Annotated in this window: 25 protein-coding genes; 2 read left to right on the top strand and 23 right to left on the bottom strand. The window is 60.7% G+C overall.

Going from position 1 to position 25,002, the window contains the following annotated elements; translation table 11 throughout:
• Positions 1 to 32 precede the first annotated feature (32 nt).
• The 11 genes from J4E00_RS21050 to J4E00_RS21100 form a co-directional block, all read right to left on the bottom strand.
• Positions 33 to 302 (bottom strand): PAAR domain-containing protein, encoded by a 270-nt coding sequence (locus J4E00_RS21050; protein ID WP_208177254.1) that lies wholly within the window; start codon positions 300 to 302, stop codon positions 33 to 35.
• A 150-nt stretch (positions 303 to 452) separates the two neighbouring features.
• Positions 453 to 2,231: a type VI secretion system tip protein VgrG gene (gene vgrG, locus J4E00_RS21055; protein ID WP_208177255.1), complete on the bottom strand. Its 1,779-nt coding sequence runs from the start codon at positions 2,229 to 2,231 to the stop codon at positions 453 to 455.
• Between the two features lie 147 nt (positions 2,232 to 2,378).
• A complete protein-coding gene (locus J4E00_RS21060; protein ID WP_208177256.1) occupies positions 2,379 to 3,074 on the bottom strand; it encodes a LysM peptidoglycan-binding domain-containing protein in 696 nt (231 codons plus the stop codon).
• Positions 3,074 to 3,268 carry a DUF5908 family protein gene (locus J4E00_RS21065; protein ID WP_208177257.1) on the bottom strand — a complete coding sequence of 65 codons (195 nt, stop codon included), beginning with the start codon at positions 3,266 to 3,268 and terminating at the stop codon, positions 3,074 to 3,076. Before J4E00_RS21065 ends, J4E00_RS21060 begins: the two co-directional genes overlap by 1 nt.
• Before the next feature lie 94 nt (positions 3,269 to 3,362).
• Positions 3,363 to 3,800: a phage tail protein gene (locus tag J4E00_RS21070; RefSeq protein ID WP_208177258.1), complete on the bottom strand. Its 438-nt coding sequence runs from the start codon at positions 3,798 to 3,800 to the stop codon at positions 3,363 to 3,365.
• 15 nt (positions 3,801 to 3,815) lie between these two features.
• A complete protein-coding gene (locus J4E00_RS21075; protein ID WP_208177259.1) occupies positions 3,816 to 4,253 on the bottom strand; it encodes a phage tail protein in 438 nt (145 codons plus the stop codon).
• A gap of 72 nt (positions 4,254 to 4,325) precedes the next feature.
• Complete coding sequence (locus tag J4E00_RS21080; protein WP_208177260.1) at positions 4,326 to 5,765, bottom strand: phage tail sheath family protein; 1,440 nt, start codon at positions 5,763 to 5,765, stop codon at positions 4,326 to 4,328.
• Positions 5,766 to 5,799: 34 nt separating this feature from the next.
• Positions 5,800 to 6,813, bottom strand: coding sequence for a hypothetical protein (locus J4E00_RS21085; protein ID WP_208177261.1), 1,014 nt, complete (start codon positions 6,811 to 6,813; stop codon positions 5,800 to 5,802).
• A gap of 1 nt (position 6,814) precedes the next feature.
• Positions 6,815 to 7,447, bottom strand: a complete 633-nt coding sequence (locus J4E00_RS21090) for a DUF4255 domain-containing protein (RefSeq protein WP_208177262.1) — start codon at positions 7,445 to 7,447, stop codon at positions 6,815 to 6,817.
• A 383-nt stretch (positions 7,448 to 7,830) separates the two neighbouring features.
• Positions 7,831 to 8,661: a 5-dehydro-4-deoxy-D-glucuronate isomerase gene (gene kduI / locus J4E00_RS21095; protein ID WP_208177263.1), complete on the bottom strand. Its 831-nt coding sequence runs from the start codon at positions 8,659 to 8,661 to the stop codon at positions 7,831 to 7,833.
• Positions 8,662 to 8,762: 101 nt separating this feature from the next.
• Positions 8,763 to 9,533 carry an SDR family NAD(P)-dependent oxidoreductase gene (locus J4E00_RS21100; protein WP_208177264.1) on the bottom strand — a complete coding sequence of 257 codons (771 nt, stop codon included), beginning with the start codon at positions 9,531 to 9,533 and terminating at the stop codon, positions 8,763 to 8,765.
• 276 nt (positions 9,534 to 9,809) lie between these two features.
• On the opposite strand from J4E00_RS21100, the gene galB reads away from it, so the two are divergent.
• On the top strand, positions 9,810 to 12,290 hold the full coding sequence (galB, locus tag J4E00_RS21105; protein ID WP_236050011.1) for a beta-galactosidase GalB: 2,481 nt from the start codon (positions 9,810 to 9,812) through the stop codon (positions 12,288 to 12,290).
• A gap of 46 nt (positions 12,291 to 12,336) precedes the next feature.
• On the opposite strand, the gene J4E00_RS21110 is transcribed toward galB, so the two are convergent.
• Entirely contained in the window at positions 12,337 to 13,077 is a 741-nt protein-coding gene (locus J4E00_RS21110) for a sterol desaturase family protein (protein ID WP_208177265.1), read from the bottom strand.
• A 126-nt stretch (positions 13,078 to 13,203) separates the two neighbouring features.
• Here J4E00_RS21110 and J4E00_RS21115 point away from each other — a divergent pair, with 126 nt between their 5' ends.
• Positions 13,204 to 13,926 (top strand): DUF92 domain-containing protein, encoded by a 723-nt coding sequence (locus J4E00_RS21115; protein ID WP_208177266.1) that lies wholly within the window; start codon positions 13,204 to 13,206, stop codon positions 13,924 to 13,926.
• 3 nt (positions 13,927 to 13,929) lie between these two features.
• Here J4E00_RS21115 and J4E00_RS21120 read toward each other — a convergent pair whose 3' ends face one another.
• The 11 genes from J4E00_RS21120 to J4E00_RS21170 all read right to left on the bottom strand — a co-directional run bounded on the left by J4E00_RS21120 (position 13,930) and on the right by J4E00_RS21170 (position 24,732).
• Entirely contained in the window at positions 13,930 to 14,271 is a 342-nt protein-coding gene (locus J4E00_RS21120) for a hypothetical protein (RefSeq protein WP_208177267.1), read from the bottom strand.
• 471 nt (positions 14,272 to 14,742) lie between these two features.
• Positions 14,743 to 16,098 (bottom strand): FAD-dependent oxidoreductase, encoded by a 1,356-nt coding sequence (locus tag J4E00_RS21125; protein ID WP_208177268.1) that lies wholly within the window; start codon positions 16,096 to 16,098, stop codon positions 14,743 to 14,745.
• An 82-nt stretch (positions 16,099 to 16,180) separates the two neighbouring features.
• The gene (locus J4E00_RS21130) at positions 16,181 to 17,056 is read right to left on the bottom strand and encodes an alpha/beta fold hydrolase (RefSeq protein WP_208177269.1); all 876 of its coding nucleotides are present in this window, start codon (positions 17,054 to 17,056) and stop codon (positions 16,181 to 16,183) included.
• 45 nt (positions 17,057 to 17,101) lie between these two features.
• Positions 17,102 to 18,757 carry an FAD-dependent oxidoreductase gene (locus J4E00_RS30055; protein ID WP_208177270.1) on the bottom strand — a complete coding sequence of 552 codons (1,656 nt, stop codon included), beginning with the start codon at positions 18,755 to 18,757 and terminating at the stop codon, positions 17,102 to 17,104.
• A gap of 47 nt (positions 18,758 to 18,804) precedes the next feature.
• Positions 18,805 to 20,202, bottom strand: coding sequence for a sensor histidine kinase (locus tag J4E00_RS21140; RefSeq protein WP_208177271.1), 1,398 nt, complete (start codon positions 20,200 to 20,202; stop codon positions 18,805 to 18,807).
• A gap of 98 nt (positions 20,203 to 20,300) precedes the next feature.
• Complete coding sequence (locus J4E00_RS21145) at positions 20,301 to 21,152, bottom strand: alpha/beta fold hydrolase (RefSeq protein WP_208177272.1); 852 nt, start codon at positions 21,150 to 21,152, stop codon at positions 20,301 to 20,303.
• 61 nt (positions 21,153 to 21,213) lie between these two features.
• A complete protein-coding gene (locus J4E00_RS21150; protein ID WP_208177273.1) occupies positions 21,214 to 21,699 on the bottom strand; it encodes a DUF302 domain-containing protein in 486 nt (161 codons plus the stop codon).
• A gap of 12 nt (positions 21,700 to 21,711) precedes the next feature.
• Positions 21,712 to 22,587, bottom strand: coding sequence for an alpha/beta fold hydrolase (locus tag J4E00_RS21155; RefSeq protein WP_208177274.1), 876 nt, complete (start codon positions 22,585 to 22,587; stop codon positions 21,712 to 21,714).
• Positions 22,588 to 22,643: 56 nt separating this feature from the next.
• Complete coding sequence (locus tag J4E00_RS21160) at positions 22,644 to 23,363, bottom strand: hypothetical protein (RefSeq protein ID WP_208177275.1); 720 nt, start codon at positions 23,361 to 23,363, stop codon at positions 22,644 to 22,646.
• Positions 23,364 to 23,403: 40 nt separating this feature from the next.
• Positions 23,404 to 24,252, bottom strand: a complete 849-nt coding sequence (locus J4E00_RS21165) for an oxidoreductase (RefSeq protein WP_208177276.1) — start codon at positions 24,250 to 24,252, stop codon at positions 23,404 to 23,406.
• Between the two features lie 54 nt (positions 24,253 to 24,306).
• Positions 24,307 to 24,732, bottom strand: coding sequence for a hypothetical protein (locus tag J4E00_RS21170; protein WP_208177277.1), 426 nt, complete (start codon positions 24,730 to 24,732; stop codon positions 24,307 to 24,309).
• Between the last annotated feature and the right edge of the window lie 270 nt (positions 24,733 to 25,002).

Consider the following 25,002-nt stretch of genomic DNA (forward strand, 5'->3'; position numbering starts at 1 on the left):
AAGCGGTTGGGAGTAAGTAATAAAGCTGGGTTTTAACCGCCAATCAGTACCGTAGGGCAGCCTGGTGGCATAATGATGCCGCCCGAAGCCGTAGAGTCCGCAATGCGGGCGGCGGGCAGGCCACCAATCATCACCGTGGCCGAGCCTTTGATGATGACGTCGGCCCCGCAGCTGTCGCCCAGGCGGGCGGCAGGCAATCCGCCGATGAGCACCGTCGGCGCGCCGGGCGGAATGATGGGCGTGGGGATGCCCGATGTGGTAGGGCTCACGATTAAGTCGGAAACACGAGCGGCTGGGAGCATGGGGGTTGTGGGTTTCGTTCTGGCGGGGGACCTCACCCCCTGACCCCCTCTCCCGCGGAGAGGGCACCGGAAATGCGTGGTTTTAAATCGTCAGGCTCCCCTCTCCGCGGGAGAGGGGCCGGGGGTGAGATCCCCCGTATGGGTTAGTAATCAATTGATTTGCACAATCCCACCCTTTATCGTCGTCGTAGCGCCGCCCTTCACGGTGGCGCTGGCGCCCGACGACATTTCGGCGCTGCTGTTGCCTTCGGCTTTAAAGCTCAGCTGCGCTTTCAGATTGAGGTTTTGGCCTTCAATTTTCAGGTCTTTGGCGGCTTTGAGGATGATGTCTTTGCTGCTGTCCAGGGTGATGCCTTTGCCGTCGAGGATGAGCTTATTGCCGTGCTGGTCCTCGATTTTGATGGCTTTATCATCTTCCGAAAGAGTGAGCTTGTTGCCGGCGGGCGTCTCGAAGGCGATGACTTTTTTGTCGTCGTCGAAAGTCATTTTTAGCTTCTCGCGCGACACGTAGCCTTTTTCGTGGTTGTCGTCGGAGGGCGGTTTGGGGGCGGGGTGCTTGCTGCTATGGCACATGCCCAGCACCACCGGGTGGCGCGGGTCGTCGTTCAGAAAGCCGATGATTACCTCGTCGCCAATCTCGGGCCGGAAGTAGGTGCCCCGGTCCTTGCCCGCGTCCAGCGTAGCAATGCGGGCCCACACGCCCTCCTCCTGCGCACTGATGAGCGGCAGCCGCACCTTGATGCGGTCCTCGCCGTCGGGGTCGCCTTCCAGCTTGGTCACGATGCCGGTTTGCAGGCCGCTCACGGCGGGCAGCAGGCCCGCGGCGGGCAGCGGACGCAGGTTAAACGTTTCGGCAAACGGCTCGGGGTTCAGGCCAAACTGCACGTCGGTTTCCCAGTTGCCGCCCGCAAATTGGTGACGCACGCCGGCCACCAGCACCTTGCCCTGCAACCGGTCGCCCACGCCGCTAAGCTCAATCAGCTTGCCCGGCAACACCCCCGGAAAGCCCTGAAACCGCGCCCGGCCGCGCACCTTGGCCAGGCGTTCGCGCAGCAGCCGGCCGTCGGCCCAGGCCTGGAGTTCGGGCGCAGCGAGGTAGCCGCCGTGGCGCAGGTCGTGGGCTTGGCCGCCCAGCACGTCGGCCAGGTCGGTGGGGGCGAGGTTGCCGGGGCTGGGCACGGTAGGCTCAGCGGCTTCGGCTTCCACCAGCTCCTGGTCGGCCGCGTTCCAGCTGTGCGCCTTGATGCCGGGGCTTTGCAGCCGCGCATCCACTTCGGCGTCGAATTCGAGCAGAGTGGCGCCGAAGGCCACGGTGAGCACCGGCGACTGCCCAGCATTGGGCGCGGCCATCTTGATGGTACCATCTTCCACCATCACCAGCAGGCCGTTGGCTTCGGCGCGGCACAGGGCAAAATCCCAGTCGGTGGCGTCGTACTGCACCACTTCGGGCAGTTTGGCGCCGGTGGCTGCCACATCGGCCGTCAGACTGTAGCGCCCGATAATCTCCTCCAGAATGTCGCTGTCCTTCTGGTCGGTATAGTAGTGGCTTTTGCGGCCCGAAGTCATTTTTACGGCCTCGTCGCGGCATTCCACAATCAAAAAGCTGCCGCTCTTCCGAATCTTAACGCTGTACTTAATGACAATGCCCTTGAACACTGTTTCCTCCTGCGCCCGGTAACCGAGCTTGATTTCCAGCTTCTTACCGGGAATGAAATAGTCGGCATTGCCCACCGCAAACGTGCCGCTGGCCGCCTCGCCATCCTCAATGTGCAGCGTGGCCGACGGAATTCGGTTCAGCTCCCGCGTCACGGCAATGGACACGACGTGTACCGTGCCGGGCACCTCCGCGCCGTCCACCAGCAGCCGCGCCGTGCACAGGTCCGGCGTGGCGGCGGTTGGGATGGTAGCAGGAGCTGTGGTGGGTTGCATGATGGGTTGTTCTGATGTTAGGCCTCCCCCCGGCCCCTCTCCGATGGAGGGGGAGCCACGGCGGCGCAGCAAAGAGTTGAAAGTGAAATCGTCAGGCTTCCCTCTCCATCGGAGAGGGGCCGGGGGGAGGCCCCGCACCAGCGCCACCTACCCTGCCACTGGCGGGAAAACCAGCTGCATGCCCGGCGTCAGCCGGCGGAAATTGCCGAGGTTGTTGGCCGCTGCCACTTGCAGGTAGTAGCGAGAGTCGCCGTAGATGCGGTGGCAGAGCAGCGGCAGCGTGTCTCCGGCTTTCACCAGCCGGATGTGGGTGAGGTCGGGGGAGCGGCGGTCTTCCTTGCGGGCCCGCTTTTCTTCTTCCACGGTGCCCTGGAGCTTAACTTTCGCTACCGCCCGGATGGGCTGGCCATTGGGCGTGAAGAGCTTGTAGGTAATGCTCAGTTCCAGCACCCGGCCCTTGAAAACCGGGTTGTCGCCCCACACCAGCTTAATGATGTTGGGCTGGTGGGCATCACCCTTGAACTCAATCAGCAGCGCTTTAAAGGCGGCCAGCTCATCGGCAATGCTGGCGCGCGGCTTGCCGTCGATAATGCCCGTGTTATCGAACAGAAACTCGAAGGTCATTTCCTCCGGCTCGGTCTTCTCGTACTTCAGCTCCTTGCCGCTGGTGCCCTGGCCCTGGCCCGATTCGGCGTATTTCAGCTTGTACTCGTGGGCGTAGGTTTCCGGGTTAATCAGCGCCTCAACGAAGCCCGTGGCTTCGGCCTTGCCGCCGGTTTCGGCCTTCTTCGAGTCTGCGAAGCCCAGAATGAGCATCTTTTCGAGTTTTCCTCCGGCAGCCATCAGCGTTCCAGTTTTTCGTGAAGAATGGACAGCACTTGTTCCACGCAATCAGCCACTATGGCCTCTTTATCACCGACTCCGCCGCCAGCCGGCGCAGGTGTGGCAGCACCGGCCGTTGTGCCCGCGCCGGTAGCGCCACCTTCCGGGGCATTCACCGTGATGCGGATGTGCAGTTCTTTGATTTCGATGGGCATGGCAGAACGTTGTAGGGGTGGGGCTTGCCCCCGCCCGTCGGTAGACGAAATCGGAGTTTCGGCGCGAACGGCGAGCAGGGACAAGCCCCGCACCCTACTTAATCGTGAAGTATTGGTAAATCAACTCTAGTGTCTCAATCACAACGGCGTTGTCGTTGGCATTCAAGTCCGTCACCAGCCACTTCTTGGGGATGGCGTGGGCGACGTTCCAGGTGCGCAACGGCTCACCCTTTTCATTCATCAGAATTACGCTGATGTCGGCCGGTCGGAAGTCCCGGTCGCGGAAAGCGGCCAGGCACCAGTTGGTCACTTCGGAGTCAGTGAGCATGCCGCGTTTCAGCACCAGGTCGGCGTACTTGGTGCGGCCGGGCAGCTTATGAGTGAAACGGTTCTCGCCTCCCTCCTTGTACTCCTCCACATCGTACTCCACCGACAGGCCCGACACCGACTGAAACCGCACATCGTTCTTGTTTTTGCTGATGCCAAATTCTACTCGGTAGTAGAATCCCCACGGCGGATAGTAGTCGACCATGACGGTAGCAATGCGTTAGATTTTCATCAGTTTCAGCCCTTCGTGAGCTATTTCGATGGTTTCCACGGCAATTTCGTTGGCGTCTGATTTGAGGTCGGGCGCGGTCACTTTCACCGGGAAGCAGCGTGTGGCCGACCACGCCGCCACCGGCACGTGCTTCTCGTTCAGTAGCCGAATCACCACGTCGCGCCGGCCGCCCACCCGGTCGTTCGAGATGGCGTCGAGCCAGTCGTTGTAGTCGAAATCGGCCTCGAATTTGCCGCGTTTCATGGTGATGTTGCTGAACTTGCGCAGCCCCGGCATCTTGATTTTGTTGAAGTCCTTGCTGTCGCTATGCCGGTACTCAATTACTTCCACCTGCATGTCGAGGCCCGTGATTTCGGTGAAGCTGATTTTGGCGCCGCCCCAGTCCACCTGGAAATGGAAGCGGGGTAATGGATATTCTTGTGCCATGAGAATGGTGTATTGGAAGTGGAGTTGTGTATGAGGCGCGACGGGGGGCGTAAGGTCCTGTCGTCAGGCTAATCAGGATTCTGCCATTTTGTGCGAGAATTTCAGCACAATGAATTCGGCGGGGCGCACGGCGGCCATGCCGATTTCGACCAGCATGCGGCCTTCCAGAATGTCGAGCGCCGTCATGGTTTTGCCCAGGCCCACGGCCACGTAAAACGCGTGCTCGGGCTTAATGCCTTGCAGCGCGCCCTGCCGCCAGAGCGTGTTCAGGAAGTTTTCAATCATGGCCTGCACGCGCACCCAGGTATTGGCGTCGTTGGGCTCGAATACGAACTGCTCGGTGGCTTTCTTTACCGACTCTTCCACGAAAATGAAGAGTCGCCGCACGCTCACGTAGCGCCACTCGTTATCGTTGCCGGCCAGGGTGCGGGCACCCCACACCAGCGTGCCCTTGCCCGTGAAGGGCCGGATGGCGTTCACCGATTTGCCGCCTGTGGTGTCCACGTTCATCTGGTCCTGCTCGGCGTTGGTGAAGTCGATGGTGGGCTTGATAACGGCCGTTACGCTCACATTGGCGGGGGCCTTCCACACGCCGCGGTTATTGTCGACGGCCGCGTAGATGCCTGCGATGGTGGAACTGGGCGGCAGCTTGCAGGCCATGTCGCGAATGGCGGTGCGGGCCAGTTCGTATTTGCGGTTGTCGGTATTGGCCATGCTGCTCAGCTTCACTGTGGCGGCAGCGGCTGGCAGCAACTGGTAGCTCACATCGATGGCCGTTTCGTCTACCGTGAAATCCAGTATCGTTTCCAGGTTGGGGGCGTAGGCGGCGCCGTATTTCAGGTTGTTAGCCCCAATACCGTCGTCGCGAAAATTGTCAATAGCGTCGAGCAGATTGGCGGTCGGGTCGTCCATCAAAATGTCGTCGCCGTGCACATCCATAATCACAAACCGGTCTTTCAGCAGCTCGCACTGGGCCAGCGCCAGGTCGTGCAGGGCCTTGAAATCGGCAATGGTGCCGAGAAACTGCGCCTCCGGAAATACCAGCAGCGTCGGCTCATCCACTTTGAGCAGCGTATCCAGGCCTGCTTTCAGCTCGCTTTCGACCAAGGCGGTGCCCAATGTTTTGTAAGGGCCCACCGACACGATGTAGCAGGGCCCGCCGCCGTTGGCGAAGAACATTTGCAGCGCGTAGTACATGATGTGCTTCGAGCGGTTAGCCTCCAACAGCGTAGCCGAAACGCTCAGCGAAGTGGTGGCCCCGCTATCATCCTGCTTTTCGACGATGCTGACATCAATGCCCGTTTCGGGCTGCGGACCGCCAAACAGCCGGCTGTATTCCACCATCGAGGTGATGCGCTTCGGCTTCAGAAGGAGGTCGGCGGCTATGAATTCCTTTGCCTGCTCCGTGTACCCGATGAAAGCCGGAATGGCCGTTTCAACCGGCGCCACCGAGGGAGGAAATTTCGGAATTTCCTCGATGTAAACACCCGGCGTTTTATAAAGTGTTGCCATGCCATCTGTTTTTAAAGGGTTAGGAATGAGGTAGCTATTCGAAGATGTCGGACCGGATGCCCGTAATGCGGCCGGCCACCACCGGGTCGATGTCCAGTTTGAGGGCCTCGGGCGCTGGTTTCAGCTTGGAGCCCGCGTTGCCGAAATGGGTCAGCGGCAGTGGGTTGGGGTCGGTGCTAGTCGGCGCGCCCGTTGCGCGGTTGAAGTAGTGCCGGATGGTGGAGCGGTTCTTAAAGCGCACCTGAAAAACCGGGTAATCAGCACGGGCCTTTCCGCCCACCGTGCAGCTAAAAGTCGTATTGCCAGGGCGCACTGCCGCAATGCGGATGAGCGCAAACACGTCGTCGGGAATCCCGTCAGTCAGCCGCAGGCCGCGGGCGGGCACCCCGGCCAGGCCGGGCGGTGGCACCAGCACCGGCACATCGCCCTGGTGCACAAATACCGGCGCGTCGGCTACGGCCGGCGCCAACTGACGTGTGGTTGCGCCCGGCTGGTCGCTGGTGAGCTGGTGCAAGGCCCCCGCCATGTCTACCAGCGCCTCCACGCGGTCGGTGGGGGCCGAGGCGGGGATTTCGCTGGATAGGTACAGACTCAGGGTTGGGCCCGCGCCGCGCGTCACGCCGGTCAGGTTCGAGAGCACGGGCACGTTCTCCTTGTAGCGGTAAATGGTGTCTTCGGCCGCGTAATACAGCTCGTAGATTTTGCGGGGCGGCAGCGTCAGGGCCGTGTAATTTTGGAAGGCGGCCTGCTGCACCGTTAGCACCAGCTCAAACACGGCGTCATCCGGAATCACTGCGTCGTCGGGGGCCGCTACTAGGCCACCCAGCGCCGTGTCGCGGTACACGCATCCCAGGCCGGCCAGCACCAGCAGCTGGGCCGTGGCGGGCGTGGGGGCCAGCTGCAGAAACGGCCGTCGGTCGTAGGTCAGCAGCCGGCGCGTGGGGTCGGGGAGGAGGTCGAACAGCGTGCCGCCTTCGTCCAGCCAGTAGTGGTGGAGCAGCCGCACTTCAAACAGGCGCTTATAGCCATTTCGAACCCGCTCGGCCATATCAGTTGGTGCTTGGGTGGCGGTGGTAGAAGTCGCTGACCACTTCCGTAATCAGCCCGCTTTCGCTTTCGATGGCCGCAAACTTGAGGTCGAGCAGGCGCAGCACGTACAGCGCGTGCGGGTATTGCTTGCCCCCGAGCGTGCCCCACAGGTGGTTCACTTCCTCCAGTGTGGGCGAGTACAGGTCCAGAATCAGCTTGAAGGTTTCCAGCCGGTCGAGCGCATTGAGGGGCTGGGCGGCCAGCAGCGTGGTCGGGGCCACAGTGTCCGGCGTAAACACATTTTTTGACTGGAAAAACCGGATGGCCCGCGAGAGGTACAGCAGCGCCTTTTCGTAGCTGGCGTGCGTGGCCGTTATCAGCAGCAGGAAATTCAGAAACACCGGCGGGTTCTCGTAACGGGCCGTCAGGGTAGCGTCGTTGCGGGCGTAATTCGGCAGGTTCTTGAGGGCCTTTTCCTCCCGGTAGTTCACGAAGGAAAACACCACGCGGTCACGCGTCACAGTGCCTCCGCCGCTGGCCAGGCCCTCCGAGAGGTTTTCCAGCAGCACCTTGCCTTCATCGCCCGTGGGCGCATAGGCCGTCAGGTGCGTTTCGAGCTCGGTTTGAATAATTTTGAGCGCATGCAGCAGCATAGCAGTTGGTTGGATTTGGGGTAGATTTCCTTCTCAACGTTCACGCATCAGGCCCGAATGGCCTCATCAACTCCTCGTCTGGCAGTGCCTGTGCAGCGGCTGTTGGGGCCTCACATCAGGTAGCCTTTCGGCCTGCTTTCTGATTTATATTGTGCAATGTAGATATTTATTTTGTAATACTTATTAATAGCAGCAATTAAATTTTTGTGAGTGACCCGCCACACACCAAAAAAGCCCTGGCGCCCGGCAGCCTGCATCCCCGCTTTCACGAGGGCCGGCAACCGGACGCCAGGGCTGGGTCTGACGTAATAATCTTACAAGTAAAGCGGGCGCGTGTCTCGGACGCGCTTTACTTCACAACAGTAACTCCTAGTGGCGGTTCCTTAGCGCAGGGTGTCGAGCGGTACGGCGTCCATGTCGGTGTACTCGCGGTTCTCACCGGCCATGCCCCAGATGAAGGCATACGCCGCCGTGCCGCAGCCCGTGTGGATGGACCACGGCGGCGACAAAATGGCTTGTTCGTTGCTCACCCACAGCGGGCGGGTTTCGGTGGGCTCGCCCAGCAGGTGCAGCACGCGCTGGCCCTGGTTCATGTTGAAATAGAGGTAGGCCTCCATGCGGCGGTCGTGGGTGTGGCTGGGCATGGTGTTCCACACCGAGCCGGCTTTCAGCTGCGTGAGGCCCATCACCAGCTGGCAGCTCTGGATGCCTTCCTGATAGATGTATTTGTAAATAGTGCGCTCGTTGGCGGTTTCCGAAGCGCCCATTTCCACTGGAGTGGCCTCGGCCTGGGTGCGCACGGTGGTGGGGTGGGTGTGGTGCGCCGGAGCCGACAGCAGGTAGAACTTGGCCGGTTGGGCCGCGTCGGCGCTGGCAAACTGCACGTCCTTCGCGCCCATGCCTACGTAAATGCAGTCCTGGTTGCCGAGCTCGTACGCAGTGCCGTCCACGGTCACGGTGCCGGCGCCGCCTACGTTGAGGGCGCCCAGCTCGCGGCGCTCCAGGAAGAAGTTGGCTTTCAGCGACTCCGGGCAGGGGAGCGTAAGGGCCGCTTCGGTGGGCTGGGCACCGCCCACAATCATGCGGTCGTAGTGCGTGTACGTCAGCTCAATTTCACCAGCGGTGAAGATGTTCTCAATCAGAAAATGCTCCCGGATTCCGGTGGTGTTGAGGTTGGCCGTTTCACGGGGGCCAATGGCAAAGCGTTGCGTCATTTGAGTAATATTTAGTGGTCAGTTGATTAATGAGGCTGGTCGGCGAATGTCTTATTAAAAGGAAAGCAACTACTAACCGTTAATCATTAATCAGTAAAAAATTACCGTCCCATCCAGCCGCCGTCGACGGTGAGGATAGTGCCGTGCACGTAGTCGGAAGCAGGGGAGGCCAGGAAAACGGTGGGGCCTTTGAAGTCGGCGGTTTCGCCCCAGCGGCCGGCCGGAATACGGCCCAGGATGCTCTGGGAGCGGTCGGGGTCGTTGCGCAGGGCCGTGGTGTTGTCGGTGGCGATGTAGCCGGGTGCGATGGCGTTCACGTTTACGCCGCGGCCAGCCCACTCGTTGGCCAGGGCCTTCACCAAGCTGCCAATAGCGCCCTTGCTGGCCGCGTAGCCCGGCACGTTGATACCGCCCTGGAAGGTGAGCAGCGAGGCCGTGAAGATGATTTTGCCGGAGCCATTTGCCAGCATCTGCCCGCCAATGGCGCGGGCAATGCGGAAGGGGGCGTCGAGGTTGATGTGCAGCACCTCGTCCCACAACTCGTCGGAATGTTCGGCGGCAGGGGCGCGCTTGATGGTGCCGGCGTTGTTTACCAGGATATCGATTTTGGGAAAGTCCTGCTGCACCTGCGTGAGGAAGGCATCGACGGCGGGGCGCTGGCTGAAGTCGGCCTGGTAGGCGGTAAACTTCCGACCCAGTGCTTCTACTTTTTGGGCGGTGTCGCTGCCGGTCAGGGCCAGCGTGGCCGATACGCCGATGATGTCGGCGCCAGCTTCGGCCAGCCCGAGGGCCATGGCTTGGCCAATGCCTTTGTTGCAGCCGGTGACCAGCGCGATTTTGCCGGTCAGGTCAAATGAAGAGGGTGTGCTCATAGATACAGTATCGCGGGTTTGCGGACCGGAAAGTACGGCCCGGGCTGCGGGTTGCCGTCATGTAGCGTCGGGTAAAATAGTATTGCGCTGGCAGTAAGGCGGTATTTTAAGGCTGCGCTGGTGCTTTCATCAAGAAGGAGATGGAGGATTTAGTAGGAAAGGTATTGGCCCGTTATGATTACCTGAATTCAATTTCCAGCTACTCATTAAGCTGGTCATTTCTGGCAAAAGCCTGTTCTTTGGCTTCCCAATACAGCTTTCTTAATTCCGATACCTATGAAATTACCCTTTGGCCGAAGCTTGCAGGCTTCAGCAATGGCCCTGTTTTGCCTGCATTCGTTAGCTGGTGCCGCGCAGTCCCGGCAGGATATTCTGCTCACCAACGACTGGAAGTTCAGCAAAGGCGAAATGCCCGAGGCTGCCCGGCCGGGATTCGACGATGCCAAGTGGCCCACGGTGAGTGTGCCGCACGACTGGGCCATCAGCGGGCCTTTCGATGGCAACAACGACCTGCAAAAAGTCAAGATTGAGCAAAACAACGAGCAGGCTGCTACCCAGAAATCCGGCCGCACCGGCGGGCTGCCGTTCATTGGCACGGGCTGGTACCGGCGGAAGCTGGTGGTGCCGGAGTTTGGCCCGGGCAAGCGCGTGGTGCTGCTGTTTGATGGTGCCATGAGCGACGCACACATCTACATCAACGGGCAGGAAGCAGGCTCGTGGCCCTACGGCTACAACTCGTTCAGCTTTGACATCACCCGTCTGCTACAACCCAGCGACAACCTGCTGGCCGTGCGCCTGCGCAACCAGTCCGAAGCCTCGCGCTGGTACCCCGGCGCCGGCCTCTACCGCAACGTGCACCTGATTGTGACCGACGACGTGCAGGTGCCCGTGTGGGGCAGCTACGTCACCACGCCCGAAATCACGCCTGAGTTTGCCCGGGTGAAGCTGCGCACCAAGGTGGCCACGCCCGGCAACTCTTTTCAGAACCTGCGCCTGGAAACCGAAATCCGCGACGCCAGCGGCAAGGTGATGGCCACCACCAGCACCACGCTGCTGCCCACCGACGGCCAAGAGTTCGAGCAAAACCTGGTGGTGCCCACGCCCCAGCTGTGGTCGCCCGAAACGCCGGTGCTCTACACGGCCACGTCCAGCCTCTTCGCCGGCTCCCAGCTGAAGGATGAGTACCGCACGCGCTTCGGCATTCGCTCCTTTAAGTTTGAGGCGGGCAAGGGCTTTTCGCTGAATGGCAAAACCCGCAAGTTCAAGGGCGTCTGCAACCACCACGACCTTGGCCCGCTGGGCGCGGCCATTAACACGGCCGCCCTGCGCCGCCAGCTCACCCTGCTCAAGGACATGGGCTGCGACGCCATCCGGACCTCGCACAACATGCCCGCACCGGAGCTGGTGGAGCTGTGCGATGAGATGGGCTTTATGCTGATGGTGGAGTCCTTCGACGAATGGAAAACGCCGAAGGTGAAGAACGGCTACAGTCAGTATTTCGACCAGTGGGCCGAAAAGGACCTGGTGAACATGGTGCATCACTACCGCAACAACCCCTCGGTGATTATGTGGAGCATCGGCAACGAGGTACCCGACCAGAGCACGCCCGGCGGCGGCAAAATAGCCCGGCGCCTGCAAGACATTGTGCACCGCGAAGACCCCACCCGGCCCGTCACGGCGGGCATGGACCGCATCGACGCGGCCATCAACAACAACTTTGCCTCGGTGCTCGACATTGCCGGCTTCAACTACAAGCCCGCGCAGTACGAAAAGGCCAACGACAAGCTGCCCCAGGGCTTTATTCTGGGCACCGAAACGGCTTCCACGGTGAGCTCGCGGGGCGAGTACCAGTTTCCGGTGGTGCAGGCCAAGCAGAAGCAGTATCCCAACAATCAGTCGTCGTCCTACGACCTGGAATATTGCAGCTGGTCGCAGATTCCAGACGAGGAATTTGTGAAGCAGGATGACCTTGATTTTGTCATCGGCGAGTTTGTCTGGACGGGGTTCGACTACTTGGGCGAGCCCACGCCCTACGACGAGAAGTGGCCCTCGCACAGCTCCTACTTCGGCATTCTGGACCTGGCGGGCTTGCCCAAGGACCGGTTCTACCTCTACCGCGCCAAGTGGAACACCGCCGCGCCCACCCTGCATCTGCTGCCGCACTGGACCTGGCCCGGCCGCGAAGGCCAGACCACGCCCGTGTACTGCTATACCAATGCGCCATCGGCTGAGCTGTTTGTGAACGGCAAAAGCCAGGGCCGCCAAACCAAAGCGCCTTCTGACCAGCCCCAGAGCCGCTACCGCCTGATGTGGAACGACGTGAAATACCAGCCTGGCAGCATCAAAGTGGTGGCCTACGATGCCCAGGGCAAAGCCATGGGGGAGGAAACCGTGCGCACCGCCGGCAAGCCCCACCACATCAAGCTGGTGGCCGACCACGCCACCCTGGCCGCCGATGGCCAGGACCTGGCCTACGTGACGGCCCGCGTGGAGGACGCCAACGGCACCCTCTGCCCCGAGGCCACCCAGCAGCTGCAGATAGCCGTGAGTGGCGCTGGCCGCTTCCGTGCCGTGGCCAACGGCGACGCCACCAGTTTGGAGCCGTTTCAGCAGCCCCGCATGCACGCGTTTCATGGCCAGCTGGTGGCCATTGTGCAGGCCAGCGACAAGGCCGGCGATATCAAGCTGGCCGTGAGCGGCAAGGGCCTGAAAGCCGGAAACCTCAGCCTGAAAACCACTGCTCCGGCCGGGAAATAGATAATAGGCAGCCAGTCATTGCTGAATAAAAAAACAGCCCCGGTGCTTATCGGGGCTGTTTTTTTATGGCCGGACCGCTGGCGAACGTGCCAAACATCCGGTCCCAGATTGAGGTGTAAAAGCCGAAATTAGACTGGTCATTCTGGTGATGCTGGAAGTGAAAGCCCGACGAGCCGATGTAGCGAAGCACCGGGCTGCGCTCCCAGGCCCTGGGGAAGGGTTCGACGGCTGAATGGCCGACTACGCCGAACAGCACATTTACCGTCAGGTAGGCGAAGATGGCCAGGAAATTGGCCGGGTACACGGCCATCAGCAGCAGCCAGAGCCCTCCAAAACCAAATGTTTCGAGCGGGTGCAGCACAAACAGGTCGATAGGCTGGGGCTCGGCGTACTCGTGGTGCAGGGCGTGTATCCAGCGGTAAAGCACCGTTTGGTGGATGACGTAGTGAAAGCCATACATCAGCAGGTCCATGCCCAGAAACAGGACCACGAAATCGAGCAAAATGCGCCAGGAAAACTCCTCCCGGATGGTGATAAAACCCTGTCGCCAGAGCACGAAGCCCGCATACGTTACCACCGTATTGATGAGCAGCGTGCACGTGGCCAGCCGGATTTCCTGGCCGCTGATGGGATGATGAACCGGCCCCAGCGCCCGGCTACGGCCGAAAACCACTTGCAGCAAGTAGCCAAAGCCCAGCGCCAGCAATAGCACCAGCAGGTTCTCGGTCAAAAAAATCGGCAAAGCTTCCAGCCAGCCCAGCGTTTTGAAATACTTCAGCAGATTCATGGCGAGGCAGGCGGGTGGTTTCAAATGACCAAATAGTGGCCCAAAAGTACTCGTCTATCAGTCGTCTGCTCCGGTGGTCAGACCAGCGCAGGCACTCACCACGGTGCGGTACTTATTTTTACCTCGATGACACTACCGCTACAGTTTGGTTTGGTACTGCTGGCGCTTGGCCTGGGCATGGCCTACAGCGCCCGGGCCGGTAAGCTCACCACCGCCGGGGTGTGGACTGGTGGCCTGCTGGGTGTGCTCATTTTCCTGGGGGCCGGCTTTACCGGGCTGGCACTGCTGGCGCTGTTTTTTGGGTTGGGCTCGGCCGCGTCGGTGTGGAAGGTTTCTGACAAGCGCCACCTTGGGCTGGCCGAGGAAAACCAGGGCCGACGCACCGCTGGGCAGGTGCTGGCCAACGCCGGCGTGGCGGGCTTGCTGGGCCTGCTGAGCTGGCAATTCCCAGCCCATGCGCCGCTCGCGCAACTGATGCTGGCCGGTAGCTTTGCCGCCGCCACGGCCGACACGCTGGCTTCGGAACTGGGCAATATCTACGGACGCCGGTACTACAATGTGCTCACGTTGCGCCCCGATACGCGGGGCCTGAATGGGGTGGTGAGCCTGGAAGGTACGCTGCTGGGAGCGGCGGGCAGTGCCCTACTGGCAGCGGTGCACTGCCTGAGCCACGGGTGGGGGCCGGCATTCTGGTGGCTGCTAGTAGCCGGCACGGTGGGCAACCTGACCGATTCGGTAATTGGGGCTACCTTGGAGCGCCAGCAGTACGTTTCAAACAATACTGTGAATCTGCTCAACACACTAGTTGGCGCCCTCGCGGCGGGCGGCCTGGCAATGCTGAGTCGCTAGCAATCAAGCAGCCATGTTGGGGTAGTGACAGTTCCAGGGGCTTACTGCCTGCCTGGCCGACATCTCCCGCCGCAGGGCCCTGACCTCGGTTTCGGACCCTAGAAGGTTGGCCTGGGCCATGTCTACAATGTCCCGGGCCTGTGTGGTAACGGCCATCGTGGGCACATCGCCATCCACCAAGTGGCGCACGAGCTGCCACTCTACCAGCACCAGCTGGTCCTTCACCCGCTGCTTATCAACCAAAGGCTCGTCCATGGCCAGATACAATCTGACACTTCGGCGCAGCCAACGCCTCCAGCGGGCGCTGCCAGCGCGGGCAAATAGGGCAAAAGAGGTAGGGGACATGGAAAGAACAACTAAGTGAAGGAATAGTACTAGGTAGTACTTTCCAGATTCTAAAAGGTTGCGGCGCGGCAACTCTTCATTTGGACGATAACTCCCTGCTTATACCCGCGTTGCCCTACATTGTGAAAAGCCGACAAGCGGTTAGGGAAGGTCGCCCAGTTCGTGCGAGGCGGCCTTTTTTATGAGTGAATTGCTTGCTGAGCAAGCGCCCCGAAGCCTGGTTAAAGTTCGATAAAGCAACGGCCAATTAACGGCTATTTTTGGTCCGTTAAATGGCCGTTTAGTCCGTAATTAAAGCGGTGAGTCGTTCAATAAATTGAATTGTAAGAATGCAATTTTTGATTTAGCACTTAATAGTCGCAACTCTCATAAATAGCTTTATAGCATAACGAAAAAGCAGCAGTAGGGCTGAAGCACCGGCCAGTGATATTTCCCCCTACGCACTTAAGTATTCCAGCTTTTATTTTTTTGTTAAATATTGTTAAACAAGTTATTGAGTGCCTCCGTCATCGACGGATGAATATAGATGTTATCGCGTAGAACCTCGTAGCGCACGTCTGTCTTCATGGCCAGCTGCACAGTATTGATGATTTCACCAGCCTCGGCACAGAACAGGCTGCACCCCAGAATGCGGCCGGTGCCTTCTTCCACCACGGCTTTGAGTAGGCCCTCGGGCTGGCGCAGCACCTGGGCCCGCGTGATGGCGGCAGCTGGCAGCGTGGCCACCCGCACCTGGTAGCCCTGGGCGCGGGCCTCGCGCTCGCGGAACCCCACGTGGGCAAACGGTGGCGTCAGAAAAACCGTCGAGGCCACGTATTGCCGGTCAGCGGTGGTGCGGGTGCCGGGGCCGAACAACTGGTCGCGCACAATGCGGTAGTCGTCGAGCGAAATGTAGGTGAATTGCGGGCCACCGTTTACGTCACCCAGCGCCCAGATGTGCGGCACGTTGGTTTGCAGCCGCTCATTCACTTGAATGAAGCCCCGCTCGTTCTGGGCCACGCCCGCCGCCGCCAGGTTCAGGCTGGCTACCACCGGCTCGCGGCCCACCGCCACCAAAATCGCCGTGGCTGGCCGACGCTCGGTGGTGCCCTGCAGGGTTTCAAATACCACCACGTCTTCGCCCTCGGGCCTTGGCTCGATGCGCTGCACGCGCACGCCGGTTTCGAAGGTTACGCCTTTGGCCGTCAGGCTTTGGATGATGGCGGCGGCCATGTCCTCGTCCTCGTTGGGCAGCAGGCGCGGGGCCGTTTCCAGCACCGTAACGGCCGCGCCAAACTGAGCAAACATGCTGGCAAATTCGAGCCCGATAAAGCCGCCCCCGATGATAACCAACCGCTTGGGCAGCACGGATTGCTCCATCAGGGTGGTGCTGGTGAACACCCGCCGGCTTTCTCGCAGTCCTGGAATGGGCGGCAGCCGGGGCACGGCCCCGGTGTTGATAAAGATGTGGTCGGCCTCGACCAGCACTTCTTCGCCCGTTTCTACCAGTTGCACCCGCACCTGCTGCGCCGTCACAAACGAGGCCTGGCCCAGCAGCAGCGTGGCCTCGGGGTGGGCGGTGAGGTTGGCCAGATTGCGCCCGCGTAAAAAGTCGGTCAGGCGATTTTTCTCAGCCAGGGCATCGGGGTGCGGCACGCCCAACTCTGCACTATGGACCAGGGATTTGGTTGGAATGCAGGCAATGTTGATGCAAGTGCCACCATACATTTGGGCCGACTGCTCGACCAGGGCCACGCGCCAGCCCTGCGTGGCTAAAAATCCAGCCAGCGTCTTGCCGGCTTTGCCAAACCCGATAATAAGGGCCTGATAACGTTGAGGAGAAGGCATAGGAAGAGAATTAGTTAGTAAATTAATGAGCTTGTGAGCCCGCGAACGGGCTCACAAGCATAAATAAATCAGCGGGTAGCTCTTAGCTAGGGTTAGCGGCCGTGGTGCGCACAAACGTGGCGATGTACTGAGCGCTGGCCTCGGGGTACTGCTGGTGCGGGCCGTGGCCGGCCTGCGGGAAAGTGTGCAGCTGCATGGTTGGTAGCTGCTCGTTGAGAGCGTACCAGTTTTCGACCGGGAAGGAAATGTCGTGGTCGCCGCCGAGGTGCAGTATTGGAATGGAGGTATGCTTAAGAGCCTCCAGTACGGCCGGAGCGGGGAAGAAATTGCTGCGAGGCTTGCCCCCGGTAGCGGCCAGCAGGGCGCCGGCCCATTCACCAGATACCGGAATGCTGCGCTCGGTCTGGCGCAGCGCGAGGCGGGCAAACGATTCGGATGCGGCCTGCCGGCTGGCGGCGGAGCGGGGCTCGAAAAACAGCTGTACGTAATCGTTGAAGTCGTTTTTCGGCTTGCCGGCTAGGTCATAGAAAAGCTGTTCCGCCATCTTCGGCAGCTCGCCAGGCGGGTTGGTACCCACCAGTAACAAGTGCGAGAGGCGCTGCGGCGCCGTGGCAAAGACGACCTGGGCCACCAAGCCGCCGACCGACCAGCCACCCAATACTACCTGCGGCAGGTCCAGGGCATCGAGCAGGTCGATGACATCCTTGGACAGCACCAGTGGATTATACGTGCGCTCCCCGGTCGATAAACCCAGGCCGCTGTAGTCGAAGATGATGACCTCGAAGCCTAGCCCGACCAGCGCATCCAAAAAAGCCGGGTCCCAGGTATCGAGGTCGCCGCGGAAGCGGTTGCAGAAGAGAATGGTTTGGCCCGCGCCGAAGCGCCGGTAGGTCAGGCGGCGCCCGTTGCGCTCAATGGACAGGTTAGGAGCTGAAACGGTGAGAGAAGTGGTTGACATTGGTTGTGTAGGAAATCGGGTTGATGGAAAAAGAAAAGGCATGCCCTATTCGCTCAAGTATTCGTGGACGAACTTGATGGCCATGCTGCCCTCGCCTACGGCCGAGGCCACGCGAGCCATGGCCCCGGCGCGCCCATCGCCGGCAGCAAAGAGGCCGGGCACGCAGGTTTCGAGGAGGTAGGGCTCGCGGGGCAGCTTCCAGTGGGCGGCGTAGCGCGGGTCGGCCACCAGGTCGCGGCCGGTGAGCAGGTAGCCCTTGGCATCGCAGAGTGCGAGGTCGCAAATCCACCCGGTGCTGGGCTTGGCCCCGATGAACACGAACAGGGCACGGGCGGGGTGTTTCTCGGGGGCCTGCCCCTCACGCTGAATGACTACCGCTTCGAGGGACTGCCCGCCGCACGCTTCCCGGACTTCAGTAGTAGGCAAAACCTCGATGTTGGGGGTTTGGGCAATTTGTTCAATCAGGTAGGCCGACATGCTGGCGGCCAGGCTCTCGCCCCTGATGACGATGAATACCCGGGAGGCATAAGTCGACAGGTACATGGCCGACTGCCCGGCCGAGTTGCCCCCGCCGATGATGTACACCGGCTGGTCTTTGCAGATGTGCGCTTCGGTGCGGGCCGAGCCATAGTACACGCCAGAACCGCTCAGGCGGTCTAGCCCCGGTGCATCGAGTGTGCGGTAGCTTACGCCCGTCGTCAGCACCACAGCCTTGGCCCGCACCTGTGCGTTGTCTTTCAGGGTCAGTACCTTGTAGCCATCCTGCACGCGGAGCGCAATAACTTCCTGAGGAGCAATGAGCTCGGCGCCAAGGCGGGTGGCCTGGGTCCAGGCGCGATAGGTCAGCTCGGCCCCGCTCACGCCGGTGGGGAAGCCCAGGTAGTTTTCGATGCGGGAGGAGGAGCCTGCCTGCCCGCCAAACGACTGCCGCTCAATGAGCAGCGTTTTCAGGCCCTCCGACGCGCCGTAAACGGCCGCCGCCAAGCCCGCCGGCCCTGCCCCTATAACCACCACATCATATAACTCTTGCTGCGCGGCCACCGGCAACCCCAGCTGGCGGGCGATGTCGTGCTTATCGGGCTGAGCCACGGCCTGACCATCGGCATAAAGCAGCACGGGCAGGTCATCAGGCTGAAAGCCAGTAGTCGTCAGTAGCGTATGGGCTTCTTTGTCCTTCTCAAAATCGAGCCATTGGTAGCTTACCAAGTAGCCGCTGAGAAAATCCTTCAACTCGTGCGACCGGGGCGACCATTGAAACCCAATCAGGCGCAGGCCCTCAAACTGGGGCCGGTACGTTACTTGCCAGCTGGTCAGCAAGTCGTGCAGCGCGGGGTACAGCAGCTGCTCGGGCGGGTCCCAGGGCTTAAGGAAATAGTAGTCGAGCTGCGCTGAATTGATGGCTTTGATGGCGGCCGTGGTGTCGGCGTAAGCGGTGAGCAGAGCGCGCTTGGCGTCGGGAAACAACTGGCGGGCATGGGCCAGTACCTCCACGCCTTCTACCTCGGGCATGCGCTGGTCGGCTAGCACCAGGGCCAGCGGCTCGGCGCGAGCGCGCAGCTCGTCGAGGGTCGTCAAGGCTGCCAAACCCGAGTTCACGCTCAGAATACGGTAGTCTCGGCGAAACTCCCGGCGCAGGTCGTTGGCAACGGAGGCCAATACCTGCGGGTCATCGTCAACACAGAGAATAATGGGCTTTTTCATAATAAATCAATAGATTAGCTGCTTGCTAAAAAGAAGAATATAACCAGCTAGGCTACTGGCAGCCAAGCCACAAACTCTGTGCGGCCTGGAACCGACATGGCTTCCAGCCGCCCCCCATGCTCCCGGATAATGCGGCAGGCAATGTCCAGCCCTTGCCCGCTGCCCTGGCCCGGCGGCTTGGTGGTATAGAAAGGCTCGAAAATGTGCGCCAGCACCTCGGGCGTGATGCCTGAGCCATTGTCTTGAATGCCAATCCGCAGCAACTGCTGCTGGCGCGTAGCGCTGAGGACCAGCTCGCCACCCTGGTCGGGCAAGGCATCCAGGGCGTTGTCAATCAGGTTGGTCCACACCTGGTTGAGGCTGCCAGCCTGGCCCATCACCAGGGGCAAATCGGGCGCGTAGCGGCGGGTGAGGCGCACGTTTTTTTGGCGCAGGGCGTAGTCAAACATGTGCAGCGTGCTTTCGAGGCCGGTGGTTATGTCCAGCTTTTCGTGGCCGGTGGCCCGGTCCATGTGCGAGTAGGTTTTCACGTCGCCCACCAGCGTGCTGATGCGCCGGCTGGCTTCGCTGATATCGGAGGCTAGGCGTAGCGCCGTGAGGTAGCTGCTGAGCCAGTTGAAGGCATCGGGGCGGGCGGCGGCGGGCAACAGGGCCGCAACGAGAATAAGGGTGGGCACTGTCAGGCCGGCTTCCAGCAGACTGTTGGCCAGTGCGTAGCCATCGGGGCTGCCCTGGGTTTCGAGCCAGTCGGCCAGCTCCTCCTCTCGGTCAGCAGCTTCCAGCGCCGAGAGGGCTAGCGGAGCCTCGGCGGGCAATACGGACAGCGCAGTGAGAGCCGCTACTGCTTCTTCCGAAGGGCAGGCTATCAGCAGCCCTTGCAACAGCAGGGGAGTGGCCTGCAGCGCGCTGGCCAGCGCCGCCGAGGCCCGGCTGATGGCGGCGGCCGGGTTGTTCAGCTCGTGCGAAAGGCCGGCCGAGAGTTTGCCCAGTGCCCGCAGCTTGTCGTCGCGCTCCTGGCTGCGCACGTAGTCGCGGGAGCGGTCGTTCATTAGGCTTACCAAGCGCTGCACGAGCTCGGGGCTCACTTGCTCCAGGGCCGCAAATTGGTGGCGGGACAACAGGTACACCACGGTTTCGCCCACGGCCACCACCTGTCCCTGGTACACCTCAAACCGCGAGTAGGGCAGCACCCCGCCCACCTGCCCCTGCTCGATGCGAAACACGTGTGCCGGCCGGCCATCGATTTGGCTGTAGTAGTGCATCTCGCCCGCCACCACGGCCATCAGGCTGTCGGCCCTGCTGCCCGCCTCGGCAATAACCTCGCCGGGCATATACTGGTGCAACTCCCCGGCCTGGCTCAGCCAGGTGAGAATTTCGGCCGGCAGGTTTTGAAAAGCCGTGATGTTATTTAGGGCCGTAACATCAAGGGGGAGCAAATGAGGCATTTGCAGAGAGGGAAAGGCGAGAAAAGAAAGCAGGAAGTGGCTAAGCTGTATTGGGGAGAAGATGTCATGCTCAGCATGACATGCGTCGTCATACCCCCCTAGTCCTCCGCTTGTAGGAAATAGCGCACCTGCTCCGCGAATAGCCGGGCGTGCTGGAAAAGCGAGCCGTGGCTGGAATCAGGGTACAGGCTCAACTGGGCGTTGGGCAGGTGCTGAAACAGCAATACCGATTGGCTGGTCGGGAACATGGTGTCGTTGCTGCCCTGCACCACCAGCGCAGGCTGCGTTATTTGGGCGAGGCGAGTGAACTCAGGGTCCGGGATGTTGCACCAATCCACAATGGCCCGGTATTGCGCTTGAAATACCTGGACCGTGCTTGGGATGTCGTGGTCCACAACACGGCTTTGCAGACGCTGAATAAATGCCTCGCCCTGCTGCTGGCTGCTGGGTGTGGCGGCAAAAAACAGGTACAGCAGGATGTCTTTGGGCGACTTGCCGCCGAGGTTGCTCGTGACAAACTTGAACTCATCGGCCCCCTGGCCCACGGGTGCTCCACCGGCCAGAATCACGCGGCGTACCAGCGTGGGATGGTCCAGAATCAGCTGCTGCGCAATGAAATTGCCCAACGAAAAGCCCAGCACATCCACTCGCTCAAAGCCCAGCGCCTGAATGAAATCGTAGGCATCGCGCGTCATCTGGGCCACGGTGGTAGGCGTTTCGCCGCTGGTGTTACCCACGCCCACGTTATCGAACAACACGATGCGGTGCGTTTCGGCCAGGCCGTTGGTTACCAGCGGGTCCCAGTTGTCCATCGTGCCAGTAAAGTGTTGCAGAAAAATGAGCGGAAGCCCGTCGGCTTTGCCGAAAGTGCGGTAGGCAAATTGCACCCCGTTGACGGGGATATATTGGGTAGGCGCGGTTTCGTGGGTGTAGGTTTCAGTGGTTGACATGGCATTAAGTTGAGAGGTGATTAATAAGTAATTTTTGCTGTTTATCAGCTGTCTATATTGGTCAGGCAGAGGTGTCGGCGTGGTGCACCAGGTGCAGGAGCTTCGCATCGAGGCCCTGAGCTACCTCCGTCACAGCGGCATTCTGAAACTGCCCGAACAGGGAGGATGGCAAGTCGTATTCCACCCGTGCCTGTTGGTTTTCGGCCTCGTACACTAGCACCCGCAACGGGGCGTAGAGGGCGGCCCGCAGGTCGTGCTGCGTCATTTGCAGGGCTACCAGCGGGTTGCCGATGGCGTACTGCTTGGCCTTTTTCGGGGCACCCAGGAGCCGAAACAGCTCCCCATGGTTCTGCACCCCGAATAGAGTCAGGTTCTCGTAGCTGCCCAGAGCGGCGAGCTGCTGCTCTGCCCGCTGGGGGTCGGTGGCCGTCAGGTCCAGGCTGGCCGGGTCGAAATGGACGAGCAGCCCTTCCAGCGCCGTCGTGAAGTCCTCAAAGCTGCGCCGCAGGTCGATGACCTGGTGGCTCACTGAAATGATGATTTTCATGAGATGAGCCGGTTATTGCAGCAATGAGGTAGGGTTTTGATACCCGCCCTTTAGCCAGTCGAGCGCCAGCTGGCTGTAGGTGGTAGCCTCTTCTTCCCAGGTATAGTGGCCGCATTCCAGCACAGTCAGCCGGCTGTTGGGCAGCTGTTTATGCAGCGCTTCGGCGTCGGCTACGGGCACGTTGGGGTCGAAGCGCCCGCTGACGATGTGGACCGGCGTGGCGAGAGCGGGCAACTGCGGGGCCAGCACGGGCAGGTCGGTTTTGTAGGCCCGCACAAAGTTCATGGCCTCCACAAAGCGGCCATTGGCGGCAGCAGCCAGGTAGTCGGCCACCACCGGGTCGGGCAGCGCGACGTATGGCTTAATCTCGCTAAGGGAGTTCAGCACGATGGCTTGCGTGTCCATCGCCCGGAAAACGTCCAGCGACTCAGCTTCGATAATCTGCTGGAGCACCCCGCTCACTATCAGCGGAAACGAGCACGCGCCGCTCCCAATAAACAGGCTGCGGAACGTGCCCGACTGAATGGCTTCGGCGAACAGCACCGATGGGCTGGCCACGTCCGGGGCAATGGCATGGGGCCGCTCCAAGCCAAAATGCTGATTTAGCTGAATCAGGAACTGGCCCATCGAGCGGGGCGACATCAACTCAGGGCGACCTTCCGAAAGGCCAAAGCCAGGCAGGTCGACCGCCAAGAGCGAAAATTCGGCCGCCAACACGTTCCAAATGGGCGCAAAAGCCAGCAGACTCTCCGGCCACGGACTGAACAGCAACACGGTTTCAGCCCCTGCCTTCGGACTGCGGGCATAGCGAATGGCAAGGCCCTCAATGGTTGCAAACTCGGGGTGAATGGCCCCGGCCGTCGTGGATTGTTTGAGAGTGGGATTCATGGTAAAATCTGAGTTTAAAGCGTCTGTCCTGCTTGATGTATCGGCAAAGCCTGCCACTAACTGAACTTGATGTCACTCAGCTCGATGGATACCACCAACGGCTCGGGGCTGTGGCTCAGGTCCTCATTGCGGAGGTAAATCAGGTGCTTGGTGGGCAGCGTGATGCCCGCCACTGTGACGTGGTTGGAGAAATAGTGCACGGCCGGCGTGCCCCCGTTAATGTCCACGTTGTAGTCGTGCCGCCAGAGCAGGCCGCTGGTGGCGATGTAGAAGGTTTGCACCGGATTGTGAGTAGCCACGTCGGCCGGAAAGGTGACTAGCAGGCGGCGCAGCGTCTGGCCAGCTTCTTCCCAGGGTTCCAGCTCCTTCACCTCGAAGCCGGGCCGCCCGAAGCTGAACGGGGCCGTGAGGTAGTTCCACATGGCGTAGCCCACAAAGTAGGAGAGCTGCAGGTTGCTCCACGGCGTTTCCAGCCCATAGCCGGCGAAAGAGGCGCGTGGGTTGGCCAATTCTTCCACTACCTCGCCGCCCGTGGTTTCGATAACGGCCCGGTCAGGCGTGACGGAGGTACGGTAGTTGGGTGCCCCAAACGGAAAGTGCGAGGTCCAGGGCTGGTGCAGGTCGATGGCGACGTTCACTTCGTCGACCATGCCAGCGTGGCCTTTCAGCCCCCAGATGATGCCGCCCTGCACGAGGTGGGCCGAGAGAGTTTTTAGTTCATTCCACCGCGTGAGGCCGCCGTGGGCGTTGATGGTGAGGGCGAGTAAGTTATTCATTTTATGTGGGGTGATGGCGTGGGTTTAAAAAGGGTTGGCGTTAAGCATTATCCAGGTCGGTGCTGGTGGAAATGGGCAGCCACTGCTCCATTTCCTGCACCATGTTGGCGGTGTTGGTTTGGTAAAAAATCACGGCATCTTTGCCCAGCAGCAGGTGGGCAGGCGGCTGCTCGGTGCGGGCCAAATCGACCACGATGCGCGCCAGCTTCCTGGGGTCGCCGGGCTCGTTGCCGTGCAAGTGGGCAGCATCGGTGCGCATGTCGCCCACGGCCGTATCATCATATTCCGCAATGGGCTGGCCGGCCAATAAGCGAGATTTCGGCCCCAAGAAATCGGTGCGAAACAAGCCCGGTGAAATGGCCGTGACCTGGATGCCAAACGGTGCCAGCTCCACGGCCAGACCCTTGGAAATTCCTTCCAGCGCAAACTTGGTGGAACCGTACACGCCCCAGCCCGGAAAGGCCCCGTGCGCATCGATGGATGAGATATTGATGAGGTAGCCGGCCCGCTGCCGGCGCATGATGGGCAGCACCGCCCGCACCACATTCAGCACGCCAAACACGTTGGTGTCGTACTGCTGGCGCACTTCTGCATCAGTGGCTTCTTCGAGGGCGGCTACCAGGCCGTATCCAGCGTTGTTCACCACTACATCGAGCCGGCCGAAGTGTGCCACGCCTTGCTGCACGGCTTGTTGCACCTGCGCCTCATCAGTCACATCCATCTGTGCCGTGAACAGGTTGGCGTGGTGGTGCAGGGTGGTGGCCAGCGCGTCGGGCTGGCTGCGCACCGTGGCAATTACCCGGTCGCCCGAATCGAGGGCGGCTTTGGTGATTTCGAGGCCAAAGCCTTTAGTGGCCCCCGTGACGAGCCATACCTTTTGTTGCATCATTAAAAATTAAGTGGAGCGAATAATGGAAATCGACTGTCCGGCTGGACGTTGTCTTTATTGTTGATTGCGAATCCAGGTGTTAGTAAGGCCCTCGTCGATGAAGGCGGCAGCCCTGTAGCCGGTGTTGGCGGGGTGGGCCAGCAGCGGCAGTACCGTATCAGTGTAGTAGGGGGCATGCGCGGGAAAAATCAGATAAGCCCCGTACACCTGCTCGGTCGCCCGGAAGGAGGCCATTACCTCAGGGCAGAATTCTTCGAGCAGCCAGCTGGCCCGCCGGGGGCAGTTGGTGGGGTTGCGGCGGGTATCGAGCAGCCAAAAGCGGCAGTTGTATAGCACGGCCATCGCCAGTACCTGGCGGTAGCTGGCTTTGTACTCGGCATCGTCCATCGGCTGGCTGCGCCAGCGCGCCACCAGTACATGCTCCTGGCTGCGGTAAGAAATATCCAGGACCGGATGAAGAAGGGTCGAAAGTTGCTTCATGGGAGTGGGTGAGGAAGGCGGTGCCCCGTGCCGTGTCTGGTCAGCTACTGCTGAAGGCCGGGTAGACTGAGGGAAGCAGCGCATTACCATGCCTGTCTTAATCCAAGGACTGTACCACGGGCCGCGTGCCAGAATGCGGCACACCTGGAAAAGGCTGCTCAGTGGCTCAAAACGCCGTTTTTAAGCCCGTGAATTGAATACGACCCACCGCCGGCCTTTTCTCCAATCAGAGTTGGAGGGACTATTTTTTTGGATATTCTCCACTCCGTT

Origin of the sequence: Hymenobacter negativus (assembly GCF_017571495.1) — a bacterium.
In the GTDB taxonomy this organism is placed as follows: domain Bacteria; phylum Bacteroidota; class Bacteroidia; order Cytophagales; family Hymenobacteraceae; genus Hymenobacter; species Hymenobacter negativus.

Bases quoted from the DNA above. Each gene is read 5' to 3' on its own strand.
- J4E00_RS21165 (WP_208177276.1), bottom strand. From the start codon at position 24,252: ATGATGCAACAAAAGGTATGGCTCGTCACGGGGGCCACTAAAGGCTTT.
- J4E00_RS21125 (WP_208177268.1), bottom strand. From the start codon at position 16,098: ATGCCTTCTCCTCAACGTTATCAGGCCCTTATTATCGGGTTTGGCAAA.
- J4E00_RS21065 (WP_208177257.1), bottom strand. From the start codon at position 3,268: ATGCCCATCGAAATCAAAGAACTGCACATCCGCATCACGGTGAATGCC.
- J4E00_RS21120 (WP_208177267.1), bottom strand. From the start codon at position 14,271: ATGTCCCCTACCTCTTTTGCCCTATTTGCCCGCGCTGGCAGCGCCCGC.
- J4E00_RS21090 (WP_208177262.1), bottom strand. From the start codon at position 7,447: ATGCTGCTGCATGCGCTCAAAATTATTCAAACCGAGCTCGAAACGCAC.
- J4E00_RS21060 (WP_208177256.1), bottom strand. From the start codon at position 3,074: ATGGCTGCCGGAGGAAAACTCGAAAAGATGCTCATTCTGGGCTTCGCA.
- kduI (WP_208177263.1), bottom strand. From the start codon at position 8,661: ATGACGCAACGCTTTGCCATTGGCCCCCGTGAAACGGCCAACCTCAAC.
- J4E00_RS30055 (WP_208177270.1), bottom strand. From the start codon at position 18,757: ATGAAAAAGCCCATTATTCTCTGTGTTGACGATGACCCGCAGGTATTG.
- J4E00_RS21145 (WP_208177272.1), bottom strand. From the start codon at position 21,152: ATGTCAACCACTGAAACCTACACCCACGAAACCGCGCCTACCCAATAT.
- J4E00_RS21050 (WP_208177254.1), bottom strand. From the start codon at position 302: ATGCTCCCAGCCGCTCGTGTTTCCGACTTAATCGTGAGCCCTACCACA.
- J4E00_RS21130 (WP_208177269.1), bottom strand. From the start codon at position 17,056: ATGTCAACCACTTCTCTCACCGTTTCAGCTCCTAACCTGTCCATTGAG.
- J4E00_RS21140 (WP_208177271.1), bottom strand. From the start codon at position 20,202: ATGCCTCATTTGCTCCCCCTTGATGTTACGGCCCTAAATAACATCACG.
- galB (WP_236050011.1), top strand. From the start codon at position 9,810: ATGAAATTACCCTTTGGCCGAAGCTTGCAGGCTTCAGCAATGGCCCTG.
- J4E00_RS21155 (WP_208177274.1), bottom strand. From the start codon at position 22,587: ATGAATCCCACTCTCAAACAATCCACGACGGCCGGGGCCATTCACCCC.
- J4E00_RS21110 (WP_208177265.1), bottom strand. From the start codon at position 13,077: ATGAATCTGCTGAAGTATTTCAAAACGCTGGGCTGGCTGGAAGCTTTG.
- J4E00_RS21070 (WP_208177258.1), bottom strand. From the start codon at position 3,800: ATGGTCGACTACTATCCGCCGTGGGGATTCTACTACCGAGTAGAATTT.
- J4E00_RS21080 (WP_208177260.1), bottom strand. From the start codon at position 5,765: ATGGCAACACTTTATAAAACGCCGGGTGTTTACATCGAGGAAATTCCG.
- vgrG (WP_208177255.1), bottom strand. From the start codon at position 2,231: ATGCAACCCACCACAGCTCCTGCTACCATCCCAACCGCCGCCACGCCG.
- J4E00_RS21100 (WP_208177264.1), bottom strand. From the start codon at position 9,533: ATGAGCACACCCTCTTCATTTGACCTGACCGGCAAAATCGCGCTGGTC.
- J4E00_RS21115 (WP_208177266.1), top strand. From the start codon at position 13,204: ATGACACTACCGCTACAGTTTGGTTTGGTACTGCTGGCGCTTGGCCTG.
- J4E00_RS21170 (WP_208177277.1), bottom strand. From the start codon at position 24,732: ATGAAGCAACTTTCGACCCTTCTTCATCCGGTCCTGGATATTTCTTAC.
- J4E00_RS21075 (WP_208177259.1), bottom strand. From the start codon at position 4,253: ATGGCACAAGAATATCCATTACCCCGCTTCCATTTCCAGGTGGACTGG.
- J4E00_RS21150 (WP_208177273.1), bottom strand. From the start codon at position 21,699: ATGAAAATCATCATTTCAGTGAGCCACCAGGTCATCGACCTGCGGCGC.
- J4E00_RS21160 (WP_208177275.1), bottom strand. From the start codon at position 23,363: ATGAATAACTTACTCGCCCTCACCATCAACGCCCACGGCGGCCTCACG.
- J4E00_RS21085 (WP_208177261.1), bottom strand. From the start codon at position 6,813: ATGGCCGAGCGGGTTCGAAATGGCTATAAGCGCCTGTTTGAAGTGCGG.